21 protein-coding genes are annotated in these 20,571 nt (G+C 73.1%); 6 read left to right on the top strand and 15 right to left on the bottom strand.

Features of this window, described 5'->3' with window-relative positions; translation table 11 throughout:
• Positions 1-19 precede the first annotated feature (19 nt).
• A complete protein-coding gene (locus ACFYO5_RS28885) occupies positions 20-463 on the top strand; it encodes a DUF6314 family protein (protein WP_356563251.1) in 444 nt (147 codons plus the stop codon).
• On the opposite strand, the gene ACFYO5_RS28880 is transcribed toward ACFYO5_RS28885, so the two are convergent.
• Genes ACFYO5_RS28880 through ACFYO5_RS28870 form a run of 3 tightly spaced genes read right to left on the bottom strand, consistent with a single transcriptional unit; the run spans position 445 to position 3,053 of the window.
• Positions 445-1,038 (bottom strand): histidine phosphatase family protein, encoded by a 594-nt coding sequence (locus ACFYO5_RS28880; RefSeq protein ID WP_388714171.1) that lies wholly within the window; start codon positions 1,036-1,038, stop codon positions 445-447. The genes ACFYO5_RS28885 and ACFYO5_RS28880 overlap by 19 nt on opposite strands.
• A 31-nt stretch (positions 1,039-1,069) precedes the next feature.
• Positions 1,070-1,549, bottom strand: a complete 480-nt coding sequence (locus ACFYO5_RS28875; RefSeq protein WP_388714168.1) for a GNAT family N-acetyltransferase — start codon at positions 1,547-1,549, stop codon at positions 1,070-1,072.
• A 10-nt stretch (positions 1,550-1,559) separates the two neighbouring features.
• Entirely contained in the window at positions 1,560-3,053 is a 1,494-nt protein-coding gene (locus ACFYO5_RS28870; RefSeq protein WP_388714166.1) for a PLP-dependent aminotransferase family protein, read from the bottom strand.
• Here ACFYO5_RS28870 and ACFYO5_RS28865 point away from each other — a divergent pair.
• Complete coding sequence (locus ACFYO5_RS28865; protein WP_388714163.1) at positions 3,052-3,966, top strand: DMT family transporter; 915 nt, start codon at positions 3,052-3,054, stop codon at positions 3,964-3,966. The two genes, ACFYO5_RS28870 and ACFYO5_RS28865, sit on opposite strands and share 2 nt — an antisense overlap.
• Positions 3,967-4,123: 157 nt before the next feature.
• Positions 4,124-4,321, top strand: coding sequence for a DUF1918 domain-containing protein (locus ACFYO5_RS28860; RefSeq protein ID WP_356563260.1), 198 nt, complete (start codon positions 4,124-4,126; stop codon positions 4,319-4,321).
• A gap of 1 nt (position 4,322) precedes the next feature.
• Here ACFYO5_RS28860 and ACFYO5_RS28855 read toward each other — a convergent pair whose 3' ends face one another.
• Positions 4,323-5,570 carry a glycoside hydrolase family 10 protein gene (locus tag ACFYO5_RS28855; RefSeq protein WP_388714160.1) on the bottom strand — a complete coding sequence of 416 codons (1,248 nt, stop codon included), beginning with the start codon at positions 5,568-5,570 and terminating at the stop codon, positions 4,323-4,325.
• Positions 5,571-5,750: 180 nt separating this feature from the next.
• On the opposite strand from ACFYO5_RS28855, the gene ACFYO5_RS28850 reads away from it, so the two are divergent.
• Positions 5,751-6,611, top strand: a complete 861-nt coding sequence (locus tag ACFYO5_RS28850) for a 3-hydroxybutyryl-CoA dehydrogenase (RefSeq protein WP_356563263.1) — start codon at positions 5,751-5,753, stop codon at positions 6,609-6,611.
• Between the two features lie 71 nt (positions 6,612-6,682).
• Here ACFYO5_RS28850 and ACFYO5_RS28845 read toward each other — a convergent pair whose 3' ends face one another.
• From ACFYO5_RS28845 to infC, 10 genes are all read right to left on the bottom strand, one after another.
• Positions 6,683-7,228, bottom strand: a complete 546-nt coding sequence (locus tag ACFYO5_RS28845) for an NUDIX hydrolase (protein ID WP_388714156.1) — start codon at positions 7,226-7,228, stop codon at positions 6,683-6,685.
• 63 nt (positions 7,229-7,291) lie between these two features.
• The gene (locus ACFYO5_RS28840; RefSeq protein WP_388714153.1) at positions 7,292-8,632 is read right to left on the bottom strand and encodes a transcriptional regulator; all 1,341 of its coding nucleotides are present in this window, start codon (positions 8,630-8,632) and stop codon (positions 7,292-7,294) included.
• Between the two features lie 255 nt (positions 8,633-8,887).
• On the bottom strand, positions 8,888-9,952 hold the full coding sequence (locus ACFYO5_RS28835) for a PP2C family protein-serine/threonine phosphatase (protein ID WP_388714150.1): 1,065 nt from the start codon (positions 9,950-9,952) through the stop codon (positions 8,888-8,890).
• A gap of 218 nt (positions 9,953-10,170) precedes the next feature.
• Positions 10,171-12,681, bottom strand: coding sequence for a phenylalanine--tRNA ligase subunit beta (gene pheT, locus ACFYO5_RS28830; RefSeq protein ID WP_388714147.1), 2,511 nt, complete (start codon positions 12,679-12,681; stop codon positions 10,171-10,173).
• Positions 12,681-13,802 carry a phenylalanine--tRNA ligase subunit alpha gene (gene pheS / locus ACFYO5_RS28825; RefSeq protein WP_388714144.1) on the bottom strand — a complete coding sequence of 374 codons (1,122 nt, stop codon included), beginning with the start codon at positions 13,800-13,802 and terminating at the stop codon, positions 12,681-12,683. Before pheS ends, pheT begins: the two co-directional genes overlap by 1 nt.
• Positions 13,803-13,933: 131 nt before the next feature.
• Entirely contained in the window at positions 13,934-15,073 is a 1,140-nt protein-coding gene (locus ACFYO5_RS28820) for an ATP-binding protein (RefSeq protein ID WP_356563273.1), read from the bottom strand.
• A gap of 54 nt (positions 15,074-15,127) precedes the next feature.
• Positions 15,128-15,973 carry a TrmH family RNA methyltransferase gene (locus ACFYO5_RS28815; protein ID WP_388714141.1) on the bottom strand — a complete coding sequence of 282 codons (846 nt, stop codon included), beginning with the start codon at positions 15,971-15,973 and terminating at the stop codon, positions 15,128-15,130.
• Between the two features lie 318 nt (positions 15,974-16,291).
• Positions 16,292-16,675 carry a 50S ribosomal protein L20 gene (gene rplT / locus ACFYO5_RS28810; RefSeq protein WP_356563277.1) on the bottom strand — a complete coding sequence of 128 codons (384 nt, stop codon included), beginning with the start codon at positions 16,673-16,675 and terminating at the stop codon, positions 16,292-16,294.
• Between the two features lie 99 nt (positions 16,676-16,774).
• Positions 16,775-16,969: a 50S ribosomal protein L35 gene (gene rpmI, locus ACFYO5_RS28805; protein ID WP_003947156.1), complete on the bottom strand. Its 195-nt coding sequence runs from the start codon at positions 16,967-16,969 to the stop codon at positions 16,775-16,777.
• A 107-nt stretch (positions 16,970-17,076) separates the two neighbouring features.
• Complete coding sequence (infC, locus tag ACFYO5_RS28800; RefSeq protein WP_356563278.1) at positions 17,077-17,814, bottom strand: translation initiation factor IF-3; 738 nt, start codon at positions 17,812-17,814, stop codon at positions 17,077-17,079.
• A 384-nt stretch (positions 17,815-18,198) separates the two neighbouring features.
• Between infC and ACFYO5_RS28795 the strand changes: the two genes are divergently transcribed.
• The gene (locus ACFYO5_RS28795) at positions 18,199-18,576 is read left to right on the top strand and encodes a DUF1844 domain-containing protein (protein WP_356563280.1); all 378 of its coding nucleotides are present in this window, start codon (positions 18,199-18,201) and stop codon (positions 18,574-18,576) included.
• 10 nt (positions 18,577-18,586) lie between these two features.
• Here the strand turns inward: ACFYO5_RS28795 and ACFYO5_RS28790 are convergent, their stop codons facing one another.
• Entirely contained in the window at positions 18,587-19,318 is a 732-nt protein-coding gene (locus ACFYO5_RS28790) for an SseB family protein (RefSeq protein ID WP_388714136.1), read from the bottom strand.
• A 150-nt stretch (positions 19,319-19,468) separates the two neighbouring features.
• On the opposite strand from ACFYO5_RS28790, the gene ACFYO5_RS28785 reads away from it, so the two are divergent.
• The gene (locus ACFYO5_RS28785; protein ID WP_388714133.1) at positions 19,469-20,422 is read left to right on the top strand and encodes a serine hydrolase; all 954 of its coding nucleotides are present in this window, start codon (positions 19,469-19,471) and stop codon (positions 20,420-20,422) included.
• The last annotated feature ends 149 nt before the right edge of the window (positions 20,423-20,571 follow it).

The raw sequence follows: 20,571 nt of genomic DNA, 5'->3' as shown, positions 1-20,571 counted from the left end.
AGACGGAGGTCCGCACACGATGGGCGAGTTCTGGCCGGTACCGGACGTCCTGGCGTTCCTCGCCGGGGACTGGCGGGTCCGCCGGTCGGTGCGGGATCTGGGGAGCGGCGCGGAGGGACGCTTCGAGGGCGCGACGGTTTTCGGTCCGCTGGACGGCGGCGGCCTGCTGCACGAGGAGACCGGCACGTTCGTCTGGCGGGGCGTTCCTCGGCCCGCCGGGCGGACCCTGCGCTTCCTGCCCGGACGGGTGCCGGGCACGGCCGACGTGACGTTCGCCGACGGACGGCCCTTTCACGACCTGGACCTGACGAGCGGGCGGCACGTGAGCGACCACCCGTGCGTCGCGGACCTCTACCGGGGCGAGTTCACCGTGCGGGACGCCGACCACTGGCGGACGCTCTGGCGGGTGCGCGGCCCCGCCAAGGACCTGGTGCTCACCACCGACTACGTGCGCGAAGTCTGAGCCGCGCTCCCCTCGAAGCGCAGGTTCCACCGCCCGCCGCGGCCGGTGACGGTGGTCGCCGAAAGGGGGCGCACATCGAGGTTCCAGTACGTCGACGGCGGCGCCTTGAGCGCGTAGACCAGGGCCGCCCTGATCACGCTCGGCTCGGCGACGGCCACGATCCGGCAGCCGTCCTCCACGGGCCGGGTGTCGAGCCAGCCGCCCACCCGCGAGATGAAGGCCAGCAGCGACTCGCCGCCGTGCGGAGCGGCCCGCGGGTCGGCCAGCCAGGCGTCCACCGCCTCCGGCTCCCGGGCCATCGCCTCACCCGTCGTGTACCCGCGCCAGCGCCCCATGTCGCAGTCCCGAAGGGCGAGCTGCACGAGCGGGGCGTAGCCGAGCGCGTCGCCGGTGGCACGGCTGCGCGGGGTCGGCGAGCAGTAGCGCAGCTCGGCGGCCGCCAGCGGCAGCAGATCGGCGGCCGCGCGCTGCACCTCGTCCCAGCCCGCCTGGTCCAGCGGGCGGTCGTCCTCGAAACGCTCGGCGAGCGGCGCGGAGCCGCGCGCCGCGGCGACGAACGTGACCCGGAGTGCCATGCGGTGATGGTGGGACCCGCAGGTGGGGAGGTCAAGAGAGACCGTGCGAAAACTTTTCGAAGACCAGGGCCATCCACCGGTCGGGCCTCTCCAGCGCCTCGAAGCCGATCCTCTCGTACACGCCGTGCGCGTCGTGCGTGGCGAGCAGGATGCGGCGCAGACCGTGCGGGCGCAGGTGGTCCCTGACGGCCGCGACGAGCGAGGTTCCGATGCCCTTCCCGCGCACCGCCGGGTCCACGTACACGTCGCACAGCCACGCGAAGGTCGCCAGGTCCGTCACCACGCGCGCGTAGGCGACCTGCTCGCCGGACGCCGTCTCGTACACCCCGAGGTTGAGCGACCCCGCGATGGCCCGCTCCTGCTTCTCGCGGTCCCGGCCGAGCGCCCAGTAGGCGTCGGTCGACAGCCAGTGGTGCACCCGTGTCACGTCGATCCGGTCGGTGTCGGCGGAGATCTCGTAGCCCTCGGCGAGGGGCGGGGTGGTGGTCGGCCCCGAAGTCAGGTCGGTCATGGGGGGACCTTCACAGACGGGCTGCCTGGTGTCGAACGGATTCCGCCAGCACCTCGTCGCAGGCCACCCGCAGCCGCCGTACCCCCTCCTCGATCTCCTCGGTCCCCGCGGCGGCCGCGAAGCTCAGGCGGATGTGCGAGGCGGGGGGTTCGGCGCTGAAGTACGGGCGGCCGGGGGTGACGGCGACGCCCGCGCGCAGGGCCGCGGCCGTGAACGCGGCCTCTCCCCCGGAGCCGAAGGCCTGGGAGGTGCCTCCGGTGCCGTCGGGCAGGCGCAACCAGAGGTGGTAGCCGCCGGACGGGATGTGCGGCAGGGCGAGTTCGGGCACGTGCCGGGCCAGGGCGGTGGTCAGGGTGGCGCGCCGGATCCTCAACTCGGCGGCCATGGACCGCAGATGGCGCGGCCAGGCGGGTGAGCCGACCAGTTCGAGCGCGGCCTCCTGCAACGGGCGGGGCACGAAGAAGGTGTCGACGACCTGGATGGCGCGCAGCCGTTCCAGTACCGGGCCGCGGGCGGCCAGGGCACTGACCCGGAAGCTCGGCGAGGTCGCCTTGGTGAGCGAGCCGACGTACACGACGACGCCGTCGGGGTCGTCGGCGGCCAGCGGGCGGGGCAGCGGCCCGGCGTCCTCGTGCGCCAGCCGCCGTACGAAGTCGTCCTCCACGACGAAGGCGCCCGCTTCGCGGGCGATGCGGAGCACCTCACCGCGGCGGGCGGGGGCCAGGACGGCGCCGGTCGGGTTCTGGAACAGCGGCTGGCAGACGAAGACCCGGGCACCGGTCGCGCGGAAGGCGTCGGCGAGCAGTTCCGGCTTCACGCCGTCGGGGTCGACCGGGACCGGCACCGGGCGCAGTCCCGCGGAGCGGGCGATGGCGAGCATGCCCGGGTAGGTCGGCGACTCCACGAGGACGGGCGCGCCGGGCGGGGCCAGCGCGCGCAGGGTGGTGGTGAGCGCGGTCTGACCGCCGGCGCTGACGAGCACCTCGGCGGCGGTGACCGCGCCGCCGATGGCGCGCGCGAACCACTCGCGCAGCTCCGGCAGGCCCTCGACGGGCGGTCGCCCCCAGGCGCCGGGGCGGCGCGCGGCCCGTGCCAGGGCCGCCGACATGGCGCGCTCCGGTTGCAGGGAGGGGTGCAGGTAGCCGCCGCTGAACTCGACGACGCCGGGCGGCGGAGCGGCGAGGGAGACCGTCACGCCGGAGGCGTCCACCGAGCGGGGCACGAGGTCGGCGCCCTCCGCGCTCAGCGCCACCTCCTGCCAGGAGGTGTCACCGGCCGGGGAGGGCGCCGGGCGCGGCCGGGCCCGGAAGGCTCCGGCGCCCGGCCGGGTGACCACCAGCCCCTCGGCGGCCAACTGCGCGAGGGCCCGCGAGACGGTCACGGGGCTCACCCGGAACCGCTCGACGAGAGCACGGCTCGACGGGAGCTTTCCACCTGGAGAGTAGCGGTCCAGCTCTCTTCGTAGCTGATCCACTAGTTCACTGGCACTGCTACGCTCATGCATGAAGACACAGAGTAGCGCTACTGCCCTCCCCGCGATAGCGGTCACCACCCCGCGGACGAACGGCCTCGGCACCCTCCAGGCCGCTCTCGGCGTCGGCGCCTTCTCCCTCACCTTCCCGGCCACCGCCTGGGGCCTGGAGGGGTTCGGCCCCTGGGCGCTGGTCGCCGTGCGCAGCGTGCTGGCCGGTCTCATCGCCGGTGGCTGCCTCCTCGCCCTGCGGGTGCCGCCGCCCGCCCGACGACACTGGGCGGGACTCGCCGTCGTGGCCGCCGGGGTCGTCGTCGGCTTCCCCCTGCTCAGCACCCTCGCCCTGCGGACGTCCTCCACCGCGCACGCGGCCGTCGTGGTCGGCCTGCTGCCCCTGACGACCGCGCTGCTGTCCGCCCTGCGCGTCGGCTCCCGGCCCTCGCGGACCTTCTGGGGGGCGGCGCTGGTCGGTGCGGGCGCGGTGGTCGCCTTCACCGTGCAGCAGAGCGGTGGCGCCCTCACCACCGCCGACCTGTACCTGTTCGGGGCGCTGCTGGTGTGCGCGGCCGGCTACACCGAGGGCGGCCGACTGGCCCGGGTGATGCCGGGCTGGCAGGTCATCGGGTGGGCGCTGGTGTGCTGCCTGCCGCTCGCGGTGCCCGCCGCCGCGCTCGCCCTCGCCCACGAACCGGTCCGGCTGACCGCTCACAGCGTGACCGGGCTGCTGTGGGTCTCGGCGGGCTCGCAGTTCCTCGGTCTCGTCGTCTGGTACCGGGGCATGGCCGCCATCGGCATCCCCAAGGCCAGCCAGTTGCAGTTGGCCCAGCCCCTGCTCACACTGGTGTGGTCGGTGCTGCTGCTGGGCGAGCACGTCACGCCCGCCGCTCCGCTGACGGCCGCGGCCGTGCTGGTCTGCATCGCCGTCACCCAGCGGGCCCGCGGTTAGGGGCCTTCGAACGTGAGGTCCCCAGGGGTGTGCGCGCCGGTTCGGCCGGTGCGGTGCGCCGTGGACGCGAGGAGAGAAACCCGGGGACACGAGCCCCGGGACACGGACGGCAGGACATGGACCGCTGCTCCCGCACATGGTGAGGAGGTCTCACAGGATGCGTGCCACCACGGGCGACCAGCTTGTCCAGCACGGCAGGGTGGTCGGCCAACACGACAAGGTCGGCGAGATCGTCGAGGTGCTCGGACGGGAGGGCGGTCCGCCCTACCGCGTCCGCTTCTCGGACGGGCACGAGGGCGTGTGCTCGCCGGGACCCGACACCGAGATCCGCCACACGACCGAGGAACGACGGTAGGTCAGCGCGGGGCCGTCACCGGCTGCCCGTAGTGGTCGGCGACGACCCGCGCCATCGCGCCGATCCGGTCCGTGCGCAGGTCCCCGGCCGCGAAGAAGACGTGGCCCCGGGCCTCGGGATGGCGGGCCGCCAGGGTGAGGTGCCGGGACAGCTCGGCCGGGTCCTGCCAGGCGGCGGGCTGCGCCGGATCGCCCGCCTTGTACAGCGCCTCCCCCAGGTACAGCTTCGTCCGGCTGCCCCGTGCCACCTCGGCCCACCAGGGCACGAGCACGGCGTAGTCGGCGGCCGAGAGCCCGATGTTCCAGTACAGCTGCGGCACGACGTAGTCGATCCAGCCCTCGCGCACCCACGTGCGGGTGTCGGCGTGGACGGCGTCGTACGACTGGAGCGCCCGGGTGTCCGAGCCGCGGGGGTCGGTGGAGGCGTTGCGCCACACCCCGAAGGGGCTGATCCCGAACTGTGTGGTGGGCCGGACGGCCTTGATCCGGGCGGCGGTCTCGCGCACCAGCCGGTCGATGTTGTCGCGTCGCCAGGCGGCCCGGTTGGGGAAGCCGCCACCGTGGGCGTCGTAGGCCGCGTCGTCGTCGAAGGTCTGGCCGGCCAGCGGATAGGGATAGAAGTAGTCGTCGAAGTGCACGGCGTCGACCGGGTACCTGCGCACCGCGTCGAGCATCGCGTCCTGCACGAACGCGCGGACCTCGGGCAGACCGGGGTTGTAGTAGAGCTTCCCGCCGTACGGCACCACCCAGTCGGGGTGCCTGCGTGCGGGGTGGGTGGCGACGAGCCGGGCCGGGTCGTCGTGGGTGGCGATCCGGTAGGGGTTGAACCAGGCGTGCAGCTGGAGTCCGCGCGCGTGCGCCTCCGCGACGGCCGTCCCCAGCGGGTCCCAGCCGGGTGCCTCGCCCTGGGTCCCGGTGAGCACCTGCGACCAGGGCTCGTACGGCGAGGGCCACAGGGCGTCCGCGGTGGGGCGTACCTGGAAGATCACGGTGTTGAGGCGGTCGCGGACCGCCAGGTCCAGCCAGCCGAGCAGTTCGGCACGCTGCTGGGCGGCGGTCAGTCCGGCGCGCGAGGGCCAGTCCCGGTTGGCGACCGTGGCGAGCCACATGCCCCGCATCCGGGCGACCGCCCGCCCGTGACCGCCGGCGGCGCGCCCGGACGGGACGCGGACCGGGCCGGCCGCGGCACCCGTCGTCGTGAACGCCGACAGCGCGGCCGTCGCGAACGCCCGCCGAGTCAGTCGCCCCATCGCGCACATCCCCACCTACACCGCGGATCCGCTCGGTCACGGATCGTCTCCGCGCCCAGCATGCCCCCACCCCGGCGATCGATCATCGATACTTGCTAGTAACGTGCACGATCGGAGCAGGCCCACCGGGACCCGGAAGACCTGCGCAGTGACCGGAGTCAGCCAGTGAAAGGGACCGATGTGACCGACATCGAACGCGTCGGAGTGGTGGGCTGCGGCCAGATGGGGGCGGGCATCGCCGAGGTCTGCGCTCGGGCCGGACTCGACGTCAGGGTCGCCGAGACCACCGGCGAGGCCCTCGAGTTCGGCCGCACCCGGCTGTTCAACTCCCTGGCCAAGGCCGCCGAACGCGGCAAGATCAGCGAGGCGGAGCGGGACGCCACGCTGGCGCGCCTCAGCTTCACCACCGACCTCGGCGAGTTCGCCGACCGCGACCTGGTCATCGAGGCCGTCGTGGAGAACGAGCAGGTCAAGACCGAGATCTTCCAGGTCCTGGACCAGGTCGTGACCCGCCCGGACGCCATCCTGGCCTCCAACACCTCCTCCATCCCGCTGGTGAAGCTGGCGGTCGCCACCTCGCGGCCCGACCAGGTGGTCGGCATCCACTTCTTCAACCCGGCCCCGGTGCAGAAGCTCGTCGAGCTGATCCCGGCGCTGACCACGTCCGAGGGCACGCTCAGCCGCGCGCAGCTGTTCGCCGAGAAGACGGTCGGCAAGCACGCCATCCGCGCCCAGGACCGGTCCGGTTTCGTGGTCAACGCGCTGCTCATCCCGTACCTCCTCTCCGCGATCCGGATGTTCGAGACGGGCATCGCCAGCCGTGAGGACATCGACAACGGCATGGAACTGGGGTGTGCCCACCCGATGGGCCCGCTGAAGCTGTCGGACCTGATCGGGCTGGACACCGTCGCCTCGGTCGCCCAGTCGATGTACGAGGAGTACAAGGAGCCCCTGTACGCCGCTCCCCCGCTGCTCCAGCGGATGGTCGACGCCGGCCGGCTGGGCCGCAAGACCGGCTCGGGCTTCTACACCTACGGCTGACCGGTCCCGCACCTCGGAGGGGCCCGGCACCGCACCCGGTGCCGGGTCCGTCCACCACCGTGCGTGAGGCGTCAGCGCCGGGCGTCGTGGCCGAGCCTGAGGTGGTGCAGGAGGAGTAAGGCGGCTGCCATGGTGGCGGCCGGGACCTCCCCCCGGGCGACCATGTCGGGCACCAGCTTGAGGGGGACCCATTCCCGGCGGTCGGACTCGAAGTCGTCCACCGGAGGCCCGACGTACCGGCCCTCGTGCGACCAGTAGATGTGGTGCCGGGCGTCGGTGAGGCCGTTGGCCGGCTCCACGCTCATCAGGTGGTGCAGGGGGCCCGGCCGCCAGCCGGTCTCCTCCTCCAGTTCCCTGGCGGCCGCGTGGGCGATCTCCTCGCCGTCCTCGACGACGCCCGCGGCCAGTTCCCATCCCCAGCTGTCCGTGATGAAGCGGTGCCGCCACAGCAGGAGCACCTCGTTGGCCCGGTTGACCACGGTGGCCACCGCGACGGGCCGCAGCCGTATGACGAAGTGGTCGAGATGCCGGCCGTCCGGTAGTCCGACATCCGCGAGGTTGACGCTGAACCAGCGGTTTTCATACACAGTTCGTTCGTTCTGTTTCGTCCACTGCACGGTTCTGCCACCTTCCGTCGAGTAAGTGGCAATATCGCAGCAGGAACTGTGGCCCGCCGGTCGCTACAGCGGTACGCGCAGGGCGCCGTCGATGAGTTCGGCCGCCTCCGCCGTGCCCGCGCAGCCGCTGCGCACCAGGTGTTCCCGTACCGCCCGGAGTCTGTCGCGCAGACGCTGGGACTCCATTCCACGGGCCTGCTCGGCCATCAGCACGGCGGTGAACACCGCCTTGTCGGCGTCGCCCTGGCGCAGCTCGACGGTGCTGAGCATGGCGAGCCGGTGCACCCTGCCCCGGTCGTGGGCCGGCGTGTCCACGGCGGCCGCGGCGTGCTCGGCGGCCGCGGCGATGTCGCCGAGGCTCAACAGGGCCTCCGCCACCTGGACGTTGACCAGTCCCGGCTGGACATAGCCCGTCTCGTCCGGCTCGGTGCCGCGCCGGATGCGGTCGGCGGCGGCCTCGGCACGCCGGATGCACGACAGGGCGCCCGTACCGTCGCCGAGGTGGGCGTACGCCTTCGCCTGCATCGCGGACAGGTCGGAGGCGAGGGCGGGAGTGACGTCCTTGCCGACCGTGCGCAGCGCGGCCTCGGCGAAGGCGACGGCCTGCCGGAACTCCCGCATGAACAGCGACTGGTTGACCAGCAGCGCGATCACGTACGCGCCGAGTCCCCGGTCCCCGCTGGCCTTCGCGAGCCGCAGCGCCTGGTGGAAATAGCGCTGGGCCAGCCCGTGCGCGTCGGAGTCGTACGCGCAGATGCCGGCGATCGCCACCAACGCGCCCGTGGCCCGGTGCAGTCGGCGGCCGGTCGCGTCGGTGTAGCCACCGCGCAGCAGGGGGGCCGCCTCCGCGTTGAGGAAGCCGACGATGCGGCTGCGGGTCGCCACACCGCCGGCCTTGCGGTACATCTGCTCGTAGTGGGCGCGGGCGGCGCGCAGCGTCTCGATGTCGGCGGGGGTGACCCGGTGCCGGCCGCCGCGGGACACGTCGACGTCCTCGGGCGGGTTCTCCCACTCCCACACCGGCATCACGGCCGGCGTGCCGGTCACGGCGGGGGCGCCCAGGACGTGCGGGCGCTGCTGCTCGTCGGAGCGCCACAGGGCGGTGGCCCGCTCCACGAACCCGGACAGCGAGGTGCCGTGCGCAGCCGCGTGTCCGCCGGGCACACCGAGGCCGATGTCGTCGAGGGTGACGGGCCGGCGCAACCTGCGGGCCAGCACCTCGCAGATCAGGTCGGGCACCTGTCCGCGCGGACGCTGGCCCTTGATCCACCGGGCCACGGCCGTGTGCTCGTAGCGCAGCGTGAGCCCGCGGGCGCGGCCCGCCTGGTTGACGTGCGCGGCGAGACCCGCGTGGGAGATGCCCGCCTCGTCCAGGATCGCGTCGAGCAGGGTGTTGGGCTGCATGAGGTGCCCCCCGGATGGTTCGGTGCCGACGGCGCACTCACGGTAGCGGGTGCGTCTTCACACGGGGTGTGAACGGAGTGCCCGTATCCGCACCGTGCGCGCGCTGTCGCGGAGTGTTCCGGGACGGTTGACTGAAATACCTCGAAAGAGGTCGGCCGGGCCGCCGGCTCCCCCTCGTAAAGCGGCGGCCCGGCAGTTCGCTGCGGCGGGCCGTTGTGGCGGGTCGGGCCGGGATCGGGGACCGGGGTGCGCCGGTCACGGCCGCGTGGTCGGCCGCGGGCGCGTCGTGGCAGGGCGGGCGGTTCCGCGCGCCCCTCCGGTCGGCCGGCGTGCGCGTTCCCCGCCCAGGACCAGTATCGCGACGTCGTCGGTCGGTCTGCCCGCCGTGTGGCGCACCAGTGCGTTCAGGACCGTGCGCAGGATCTGTTCGGGTGAGACCGGGTGGTCGTGGACCGCCTTGGTCAGGGTCTGCGCCAGCGGGAAGAAGCGGCCCCTGGTGTCCCGCACGTCCTCCGCGCCGTCCGTGTACAGGACCAGGAACTCACCGCCGCGGAGGTGGCCGCAGTGCGTGGCAGGCAGTTCGGGCGGCAGCGGGAACGGGCCGAGCGGGGGCAGCGGATCCGCCCGGGCCAGCGGCCCGACCTCCGTGCCCCGGAGCAGATACGGCCACGGATGCCCGCAGTTCAGGGCGCGCACGCCGCCCTCCGCGTCGATCTCCAGCAGCAGGACGGTGACGAACTCCTCGGCGACCGGGGTGTCGGGCGTACGGCCGCTCGCGGGATGTTCCTCGCGGTGGCGCTCCCGCAGGTGCCGGGCGAGCGCACGCTCCAGCCGGCGCAGCACGCCGTCGAGGTCCGGCTCGTCGTGCACGGCCTCGCGGAAGCTGCCGAGGAGCGCGGCGACGGTCCCGAGCGCGGGGAGCCCGTGCCCGCGCACGTCGCCCATGACGACCCGCACACCGTGTTCGGTGGCGATGACCTCGTACAGGTCGCCGCCGACGGAGGCGCCGCGGTCGGCGGAGAGCTGTGCCGCGGCCACGTCCAGCCCTTCGACACGCGGCGGCAGGGGGCGCAACAGCACCCGCTGCGCGGCCCCGGCGACCCGGCGGGCCTGCTTCAGCTCGCGCAGCAGGGTCCGCCGTACGTGCTGGACCAGCCCGGTCCCGACGGCGAAGAAGACGGCGCTGGTGACCAGCCGCGCGCCGAGCCCGTCCTGCTGGGCCAGCGGGCACGTCAGTTTGTAGACGACCGCCGTGGCGCCCCAGGCCGTGGGCAACCCCAGCGAGAGGGCCCGGCGCAACGGCCGCCTCATGCCGAACATGTCGGATGGCCCCCCATCTAGGCCCGCACAACGCAGACAGACCGGCCCCGAAGGGCCGGTCCGATTCTGTCGATGAGATGGCCGGGAGGACCGGATCGCAGGGAGAACTCACCCGAACGGGTGAGACGCCCCCTGGGGGTGCCGGGGCGCGGCCCCCACACCCCCAGGGCGCGGGGGCCGCGCGACCGGCACGGACGAGCCGCGCCCGACACGGGACGTCAGCCGCGCAGGACCGCCCCGGTGCGCTCGCCCGCGAGGGCGACCGCCGCGTCCCGGGCGGCCGACGCCTCGTCGACCGTCAGCGTCCGGTCCCCGGCGCGGAAACGGAGCGCGTACGCCAGCGACTTCCGTCCGTCGCCCAGCTGCTCCGCGTTCTCGTAGACGTCGAACAGCCGGATCCCCTCCAGCAGTTCGCCGGCGCCCTCGCGCAACGCCGCCTCGACCTCGGCGTGCGGGACGTACCCGTCGACGACGAGGGCGACGTCCTGCGTGGCGACGGGGAACGTCGAGATGCCCGGCGCCCGGGGCGTGTCGTCGCCGACCTGCTCCAGGACATCGAGGTCCAGCTCCATGGCGGACGTGTGCACCGGCAGGCCGAGGGCCTTCAGCACGCGCGGGTGCAGCTCACCGGCATGGCCGACGACCCGCTCGGCGCCGTCGGCCAGGACGGCCAGCTCGGCACACCGGCCCGGGTGCCAGGGGCCGTACTGGCCCTTGCGGACGATCAGTTCGGCGCCCGCCTCACGGGCCACCGTCCGCGCCGCCTCGACGGCGTCGGCCCAGTCGGCCGGGCGGCCCTTGCCCCACCAGCCGGCCTGCTCGCGGGCGCCCGCGAGGACGACGGCGACATGGCGCGGCTGCTCGGGCAGCACGGCGTCGACCGCCGCGATCTCCTCGCCGGTCGGCCGGCGGTCGACGGGGAGCTGACCGGCGACGCCCTGCTCCCGGCGGGGGAGGAAGACCAGGCCGGTCTCGAAGAGGGCCAGGTCGTGCGAGCCCCGGCCGTCGTTGCGCCGGAGCGCGGTCAGCAGACCCGGCAGCAGCGACGTGCGGAGCGCGGGCTCCTCGTCGTTGAGCGGGTTGGTGAGCCGGACGACACGGCGGGCCGGATCGTCGGCGTCGAGGCCGAGCTGGTCGAAGACCTGCTCGGCGACGAACGGGTAGTTCGGCGCCTCGACGTAACCGGCACCGGCCAGCGCCCGGCCGACGCGGCGGTGCAGCCGCTGGCGGTGCGTGAGACCGCGGCCCGACGGGGGCTTGGGCAGCGTGGAGGGCAGGTTCTCGTAGCCCTCCAGCCGGATGACCTCCTCGGCGAGGTCGTTGGCCTCGCCGAGGTCGGGCCGCCAGGACGGCACGGTGACGATCAGCTCGTCCTGCCCGTACACGTCGCAGCCGATCTCCTGGAGCCGGCGTACGACGGTCTCCCGGCCGTACACGACACCCGCCACCTTGTCCGGGTGGTCGGCCGGCACGGTGATGGTGTGCGGCGCGGACGGGGCGACGACCTCGGTGACACCGGCCTCGGCGGTCCCGCCGGCGAGCAGCACCAGCAGGTCGACCGTGCGCTGCGCGGCCGCCGACGACGCCTGCGGGTCGACACCGCGCTCGAAGCGCCTGGACGCCTCCGAGGAGAGCTTGTGGCGGCGGGCGGTACGGGCGACGGAGACCGCGTCGAAGTGGGCGGCCTCGATGACGACGTCGGTCGTCCCCTCGGACTCGGCGTGGTCGGCGATCTCCGTGTTGGCGCCGCCCATGACACCGGCGAGGCCGATGGGGCCGCGCTCGTCGGTGACGACCAGGTCCTCGGCGTGCAGCGTGCGCTCCACGCCGTCGAGGGTGACGAGCTTCTCGCCCTCGGCCGCACGGCGGACGCCGATGGTGCCCTGGACCAGCGTGCGGTCGTAGGCGTGCAGGGGCTGGCCCAGCTCGGTCATCACGTAGTTCGTGACGTCCACGGCGAGTGAGATCGGGCGCATGCCGACCTTCTGGAGCCGGCGCTGGAGCCAGATCGGAGAGCGTGCCTCGGGGCTCAGACCGGTGACGGTGCGGACGGTGAAGCGGTCGCAGCCGGCCGGCTCCGAGACCTTGACCGGGTAACCGAAGGCGTTCGGGCCGGGCACGTCGAGCAGGGCCGGGTCGCGCAGGGGCAGGCCGTAGGCGATGGCGGTCTCGCGGGCGACGCCGCGGATGGACAGGCAGTCGCCGCGGTTGGCGGTGACGGCGATGTCCAGGACCTCGTCGACCAGTTCGAGCAGCTCGATGGCGTCCTTGCCGACCTCGGTCTCCGGCGGCAGCACGATGATGCCGTGGCTGCCGTCGTCGCCCATGCCCAGCTCGTCGCCGGAGCAGATCATCCCGTGGGACGTCCTGCCGTACGTCTTGCGGGCGGCGATCGCGAAGTCGCCGGGCAGGACCGCGCCCGGGAGCACGACCACGACCTTGTCGCCGACGGCGAAGTTGCGGGCGCCGCAGACGATCTCCTGGGGCTCGCCCGTGCCGTTGGCCCGGCCGACGTCGACGGTGCAGAAGCGGATCGGCTTCTTGAAGCCCTCCAGCTCCTCGATGGTCAGCACCTGGCCGACGACGAGGGGGCCCTTGAGGTCGTGGCCGAGCTGCTCGACGGTCTCGACCTCGAGGCCGGCCGAGATGAGCCTGGCCTGGACGTCACGGCCGGTCTCGGTGGCCGGCAGGTCGACGTACTCCCGCAGCCAGGAAAGCGGGACCCGCATCAGATCTCCATCCCGAACGGCCGGGTGAACCGGACGTCACCCTCGACCATGTCTCGCATGTCTTCGACGTTGTGGCGGAACATCAGCATCCGCTCGATGCCGAACCCGAAGGCGAACCCGCTGTACTTCTCCGGGTCGACGCCGCAGGCGGTCAGCACCTTGGGGTTGACCATGCCGCAGCCGCCCAGTTCGATCCAGCCCTCGCTGGAGCAGGTGCGGCAGGGCCGGTCGGGGTTGCCGACGGACTCGCCGCGGCAGACGTAGCAGACCATGTCCATCTCGGCGGACGGCTCGGTGAAGGGGAAGAAGTTCGGGCGCAGCCGGGTCTTCATGCCCTCGCCGAACAGCGCCTGGACCATGTGGTCCAGGGTGCCCTTGAGGTCGGCCATGGTCAGGCCCTCGTCCACGGCGAGCAGCTCGACCTGGTGGAAGACGGGCGTGTGCGTGGCGTCCAGCTCGTCGGTGCGGTAGACGCGGCCGGGGCAGATCACGTACACCGGCAGGTCACGGCTCAGCAGCGAGCGGATCTGCACCGGCGAGGTGTGGGTACGCAGCACGACACCGGACTCGCTGCCGCCGTCGGGGCCCTGCACGAAGAACGTGTCGGCCTCGCCGCGGGCCGGGTGGTCCGGGCCGATGTTCAGGGCGTCGAAGTTGAACCACTCGGCCTCGACCTGCGGACCTTCGGCGACCTCGTAGCCCATGGCGACGAAGACGTCCTCGATGCGCTCCGAGAGGGTGGTGAGCGGGTGGCGGGCGCCGGCCGGCACACGGTCGTAGGGCAGTGTGACGTCCACCGCCTCCTCGACCAGGACCCGCGCGTCGCGCTCGGCCTCCAGTTCCACCTGGCGGGCGGCGAGGCCCTTGCTCACCGCGCCGCGGGCCTGGCCGACGAGCTTGCCGGCGGCGGCCTTGGCGTGCGGGGGCAGCGCGCCGATCTCGCGGTTGGCGAGGGCCAGCGGGGAGGCGCCGCCGGTGTGGGCGACCTTCGCCTCCTGGAGTGCGTCGAGGGAGTCCGCGGCGGCGAAGGCGGCGAGCGCCTCGTCCCGCATGCGCTCGATCTCTTCCGGTTTCAAGGCCTCGACCTCTACAGGGTCGTACGACTTATTCGGTGCCGACATCTCTTCCCGTGCTTCCGATTGGCTGGCTGAAGGTCCCCGTCACCGACTCACTCGGAGGGCCGTCCATGGGACACGAAGGTGCCAAAGGCCGAGTCTAACGGGGTGAGGACGTACGGACGCGCCCGCGGGGGCTAGGCCAGATAGGCCGGGGCCGCCACGGGCAGCGTAAATCGGAACTCGGCGCCGCCGCCTGGGGCGCGGCCGACCGTGATGACACCGCCGTGGGCCTCGACGATGCCCTTGACGATGTACAGCCCAAGACCCGTCCCGCCGCGCTTGCTGCCCCGCCAGAAGCGGGTGAAGACGCGGTTCATGGACTCCTCCGGGATGCCGGTGCCCTCGTCGCTCACGATGACCGACGTGCCGGTGTCCTCCCCCTCGCGGGGGGACGGGGCGGGCGTGACGTCAATGGTGACGGTTCCCTCGCCGTGGCGCACCGCGTTTTCGATGAGGTTGCTGAGCACCTGGTCGACCTTGTCCGGGTCGGCCCACAGGGCGGGCAGCGGCTGTTCCATGCGGAGCAGGAACCGGTCGGCGGGCTGGCCCGCGGCCACGTAGGCCTGGATGTGCCGGCCGACGGCGGCCCCCATGTCGACGGGCTGGCGGCGCACCTCCAGCCGGCCGGAGTCGATCCGGGAGATGTCGAGCAGCTCGGCGATGAGCCGGGTGACGCGGTCGGCGTCGGCATCGACCGTCTCCAGCATGAGCCGCTTCTGGTCGTCGGTGAACCGGGTCCACTTCGCCAGGAGGGTGGCGGTGAAGCCCTTCACGGAGGTGAGGGGGGAGCGCAGCTCGTGGGCGACGGTGGCGATCAGCTCGGCGTGACTGCGCTCGGTGCGGCGGCGGGCCTCGGTGTCGCGGAGGGAGACGACTACGCGGCGGACGGGTCCGGTGGGCTCGCCGCGGACGTACCGGGCGGAGGCGAGGACCTCACGCCCGCCGGGGAGCAGCAGATTCCGCTCGGGCTGGCCGACCCGGATGGCGAGCCCGCTGTACGGATCGGTCAGCTGCCACCAGCGCCGGCCTTCGAGGTCCTCCAGCGGCAGGGCCTTGTCGAGCCGCTGCCCGAGGGCCTCGGCGGCGGGAACGGCGGTGATGCGCTCGGCGGCGGCGTTGAAGCAGACGACGTACCCGTGCTCGTCGGCGACGACCAGCCCGTCGGGCAGGTCGTCCGGGTCGATGCCGAGTCCGGCGAGGTCACCGGCCGGTCGGTCCGCGGGCGGGCGCTCCGGTCCACCGGCTCCCGGCGCCCTGCTCGTGCCGACACTCATCCCCGTACCTCACCTCCTGTCCTCCCGGAAGAGGCCCCCGAGCTGGTCACCCTACTAGCTGTCGGTGACGGAGCGGCACCCTCCGGAGGCGCGCTGTGCACGGGCCGACGCGTACAGACATACGGCCGCGGCGGTGGCGAGGTTCAGACTCTCGGCCTTTCCGTGGATCGGGACGCGCACGACGGCGTCGGCGAGGGCCCGGGTCTCCGTCGGCAGCCCCCAGGCCTCGTTGCCGAAGACCCACGCGGTGGGCCCGCCCATGGTGCCCTTGTCCAGCTCGTCGTCGAGGTCGTCCTCGCCCGCGCCGTCAGCGGCGAGGATGCGCACCCCGGCGTCCTTGAGGCCGGCGACGGCCCGCTCGACGGGGACGCCGACGGCCACCGGCAGATGGAACAGCGAGCCGACCGAGGCCCGTACGGCCTTGGGGTTGTACAGGTCGACGGAGGCGTCGGTGAGGACGACGGCGTCGGCGCCGGCCGCGTCGGCGCAGCGCAGGACGGTGCCGGCGTTGCCGGGGTCGCGGACGTGCGCGAGGACCGCGACGAGCCTGGGGCGGGCGGCGAGGATGGAGTCGAAGGGGGTGTCGATGAAGCGGCACACGCCCACGAGGCCCTGCGGGGTGACGGTGGTGGAGATGTCCTCGATGACCTCACCGTCGGCGAGGTGGACGCGGGCGCCGGCGTCCCGGGCCTCGCCGATGATGTCGGCGTGGCGCTCGGCGGCCTCGGGGGTGGCGAACAGTTCCACGAGGGTGTCCGGGTGCGCGGCCGCCTCCCGTACGGCCTGCGGGCCCTCCGCGAGGAACAGCCGCTCCTTCCCCCGGAAGTTCCGCCGCGCGAGGCGCCTGGCGGCGGAGACGCGGGGGGAGCGGGGGGAGATGAGGTCGGGGGTGGCGGGCATCTTCACCTTCGGTGGATCGGCGGGGGTCGGGCGCGCGGCCCGGCTTCCTCGCCCCCGCCGCCCCTTCCCGTCCCGTCCCTGGGGGCTGCGCCCCCAGACCCCCGTTCTCGGCCTGAACGGCCTCGTCCTCAAACGCCGGACGGGCTGGAAATCTCAGCCTCTCCGGCGTTTGAGGAGCGGGGTCCGGGGCGGAGCCACGGGACGGGACGGGAAGGGGCGGCGGGGGCGACAGGAACCCGGACCGGACGCACTCGGACCCGCAGGCGGGGTTCGCCTGCGGGTCCGAGTCCTGTCACTTCCGGCTCAGCCGGCGCGGCGTCACGCAGCCTTCGGCGCGTTCACGTCCGACGGCAGGGCCTTCTGAGCGGCCTCGACGAGCGCGGCGAACGCGGTCGGGTCGTTCACGGCCAGCTCGGCCAGGATCTTGCGGTCGACCTCGATGCTCGCCGCGTTCAGACCCTGGATGAAGCGGTTGTACGTGATGCCGTTGGCGCGGGCAGCGGCGTTGATGCGCTGGATCCACAGCCGACGGAAGTCACCCTTGCGCTTCTTGCGGTCGTTGTAGTTGTAGACCAGCGAGTGGGTGACCTGCTCCTTGGCCTTGCGGTACAGGCGCGAACGCTGACCGCGGTAGCCGGAGGCCGCCTCGAGGATCGCCCGGCGCTTCTTGTGGGCGTTGACTGCCCGCTTGACGCGTGCCACTTGTTAACTCCTTGTAGCGGGGCCGCGGTGGAACTCACACGGCCCGGAAACGATTGGGTCCCGGTCCAGACGTACGTACGGCGGCAAGGCGCCCGTACGTCACTTGCCGAGAAGCTTCTTGATCTTCTTGGCGTCGCCCGGGGCCATCTCGGCGTTGCCGGTGAGGCGACGCGTCAGGCGCGACGACTTGTGCTCGAGCAGGTGGCGCTTGCCGGCGCGCTCACGGAGCACCTTGCCGGAGCCGGTGATCTTGAAGCGCTTGCTGGCACCGCTGTGCGACTTGTTCTTCGGCATAGCGCCGTTCTCTCCTCGTCGGTGGCGCTCCGGTGCCCGGTCGTGGAAACCGGGCACAGGTGGAGCGTCGCTTGTATCGGTTACGTCCTGGGACTGACGTCCCCGGGTCACGCCTCGGCGGAAGCCTCGGCAGACTCGGACTGCACGGAACCCTCGGACTGCACAGAACCGTCGGACTGCACGGAGTCCTCGGACTCCTCGCCGTTCACGGCGTCGGTGTCCGCGGCGTTCTGCGAACGGCCCGGGTTGGCCTTCGCTTCGGCCTTGCGGGCTTCCTGAGCCTGACGAGCCTCGGCCATCGCCTCGGTCTTCTTCTTGTGCGGACCGAGAACCATGATCATGTTTCGGCCGTCCTGCTTCGGGTTCGACTCGATGAACCCGAGGTCCTGGACGTCCTCCGCGAGACGCTGCAGCAGTCGGTAGCCCAGTTCGGGACGGGACTGCTCACGACCGCGGAACATGATCGTGATCTTGACCTTGTCGCCCTGCTTGAGGAACCGGACGACGTGACCCTTCTTGGTGTCATAGTCGTGCGGGTCGATCTTCGGCCGGAGCTTCATCTCCTTGATGACCGTGTGCGCCTGGTTCTTGCGCGCCTCACGGGCCTTCATGGCCGACTCGTACTTGAACTTCCCGTAGTCCATGAGCTTGCAGACCGGCGGGCGGGCGGTTGCCGCGACCTCGACCAGGTCCAGGTCGTACTCCTGCGCAAGCTCCAGTGCCTTGGCCAGGGGGACGATGCCCACCTGCTCGCCACTGGGACCGACAAGTCGCACCTCGGGAACGCGAATCCGGTCGTTGATGCGGGGCTCGGCGCTGATGGATCCTCCTCGGTAGCACCACACGGCAGTCTGGCGAACGGCCGCGTAACGTCTGTGTTCGATTGGTTGACAACCACGCCGAAGCACAAAAAATGCCCCGAACGATCACAGGCGGGGCTCCAAGCACTACCGGAGCACCGCCGCGAGGATCGCGGGGCGCGCTACCGGGCGACTCCATCGTCCGTACGGAACGATGGGGGCCGCCTGACCGGGGTGACCCGCCGCCCCGGAGGGTGGTCGGGTGGGAGTTCGGAGCCTCCACTTGTGGGCCGGATCCGCCTGCTTGAAGGGCACGCGTGTCCGACCGGTCGTTACCCGACACTAGCAGCTCGTTCGGGCCTGCGCGAATCCGGTGCCTCCCGCCTCCTGCTGTCAAGAGGGCGTCCGGCGGGCCCTATCGTGTGGGGCATGAGTGACACCTCCCCCTCGGACAGCCCCGCCCCCTCCGGCACCGCCGGTTTCGACGAGATGACCCGCGACATCGCCGAGGTCCCGGCGGTCGAGGTGATCGTGACGGTCGCCGTCAACCTGATGAGCGCGGCAGCCGTGAAGCTCGGTCTGACCGAGGAGGGCGACAAGTACAAGGACCTGGACGAGGCCCGCAAGCTGATCACCGCTCTCGCCGGCCTGCTGGACGCGAGCACGACCGAGATCAGCTCCTTCCACGCGGCCCCGCTGCGCGACGGCCTGAAGTCGCTCCAGCTGGCCTTCCGCGAGGCCTCGCTCGTGCCGGACGAGCCGGGCCAGGGTCCGGGCGAGAAGTACACCGGACCGGTCTACGGCTAGACCGGCCGCGTCACCCGCGTACGTAGAGGGGCTCGCCCGGAGGGGTGGTGCCGGCCGGCAGGAGTGCCAGGTCGAGGCCGCGCACCAGGCGGGCCCTCAGTGTTTCGTCGGCGGCGATGCGCCCCGCCACGGCCTGGGCGGTCTCGGCGGGAGCGGCGTGCGGGGCCAGGACCAGGGCGAGGGTGCCGTCGGCGCCGCCGGGCACCAGATGGGCGCGCAGCACGGCCGGTTCGGCGGCCACCGCGGCCCGGACCGCCTCGACGACCGCCGGGTCCGCCAGCGGGTCGGTCGACGTGCGGCCCTCGGCGAGCGCCAGCAGCGCGGGTCCCGTCAGCTCGAAGGGGACCGGCCCGGCCAGGTCCAGGATCACCGTGTCGGCCTTCTCGTGGGCGGCCGCCTGCAGGGCCTGGTGCAGCGGTACGGCGACGGGGCGGGCCCGCGGGTCCCAGCGGGCGAGCGACGCGGTGGAGGTGAAGGCCGGCAGCGCGGTGCGGTGCCCCGCCTTCAGCGTCGGCACGGCCATGTCGCTGGTCTTCTCGCGGCGCAGTCCGTTCGCGTCCTCCTCCACCTCCCCGAGCACGGCGACGACCGGGACGAGCAGCCGGGCGCCCTTCAGCGCCTCCAGCACGGGTCCGACGGCCGTGCGGTCCTCGGCCCAGGCGGCGAGCGCCGCGCTCAGCGCCGGGTCGGCGGAGCCGTCGTCGTCGGAGAAGCCGGGGTCGGGAATGTTCTTGTTCGCCACGGTCACCGACCCTATCGGGGGGAAACCGCCGCGGTCGTGCGGGGCCGCGAACACGGCACCGACCGCTTTCACAGGTTTCTCAGACGGTCCTGACGCACCTCTCACCCGCGTCCGACGGGACGCACAGCCGGTGCCCCCAGCATCACGGCCATGGAGTCCTCCGGAGCACGCCGCGGCAGCCGCGCTCGTCCCTGCGACCGCCGCCCCCTCCTGCGCCGCGCGCTCGTCTCCGTGGCCGTGCTCGGCGCCGCGGTGGCCGGGACCGGGTGCGTGAAGGCGCGGGCGCACTCGGCTCCGGGCGCCGTATCGTCGGCGTCGGCGCCGGCCCCGGCGTCGGCGTCGGCGAGCGGGGAGGCGTCGGTGGAGGAGGCGGCGGTGTCCGTGGTGGACCGCGACGCCCTGCTGGCGCGGGCGATGGCGTCGGTGACCGTGCCGGACACGGCGCGGGTGTCCGTGGCGGTGCTCGACGTGGACTCCGGGTCGAGTGCCGTCCTCGGCGCGGATGCCTTCGACACGGCGAGCATCGTCAAGGTGGACATCCTGGCGGCACTGCTGCTCCGGGCGCAGGACGCCGGCCGGAACCTCACGGCGCGGGAGAAGGCGTACGCGACCGCGATGATCGAGAACAGCGACAACGCTTCCGCGACGGCGCTGTGGAACGCCATCGGCGGCGCGGCGGGGCTCGACGCCGCGAACGAGCGGTTCGGGCTCACCGGCACCGAGGGCGGCGACGGCGGGCTGTGGGGGCTGACCCGGACCACGGCCGCCGACCAGCTGACGCTGCTGCGGCAGGTCTTCGGCGCCGACCCGGCGCTGAGCGAGGCCTCGCGGACGTACCTTCAGGGGCTGATGGGGCGGATCGCGGCGGACCAGCGGTGGGGGGTCTCCGCGGTCGCCGACGGGTCCGCGTGGGCGCTGAAGAACGGCTGGCTGCCGCGTACGGCGACCGGGCTGTGGGACGTCAACAGCATCGGGCGGGTGACGTGCGGCGGCCACGACTACCTGGTGGCGGTCCTGTCGGACGGCAACGCGACCCGGGCGAAGGGGATCGCTCTGGTGGAGGCGGCGGCGAAGGCGGCGGTGTCGGCGTTCACCGCCGGCTGAGCCGGCCGGGCCGGTGGGCCGGTGGCCCGGTGGCCCGGTGGGCCGGTGGCCCGGTGGCCCGGTGGGCCGGTGGCCCGGTGGGCCGGTGGGCCGGTGGGCCGGTGGCCCGGTGGGCCGGTGGCCGATGGCCGGTGGGCCGGTGGCCGATG

Origin of the sequence: Streptomyces sp. NPDC006259, assembly GCF_042870975.1 — a bacterium.
Lineage (GTDB): Bacteria > Actinomycetota > Actinomycetes > Streptomycetales > Streptomycetaceae > Streptomyces.
This window is presented reverse-complemented; position numbering and strand designations above follow the sequence as displayed.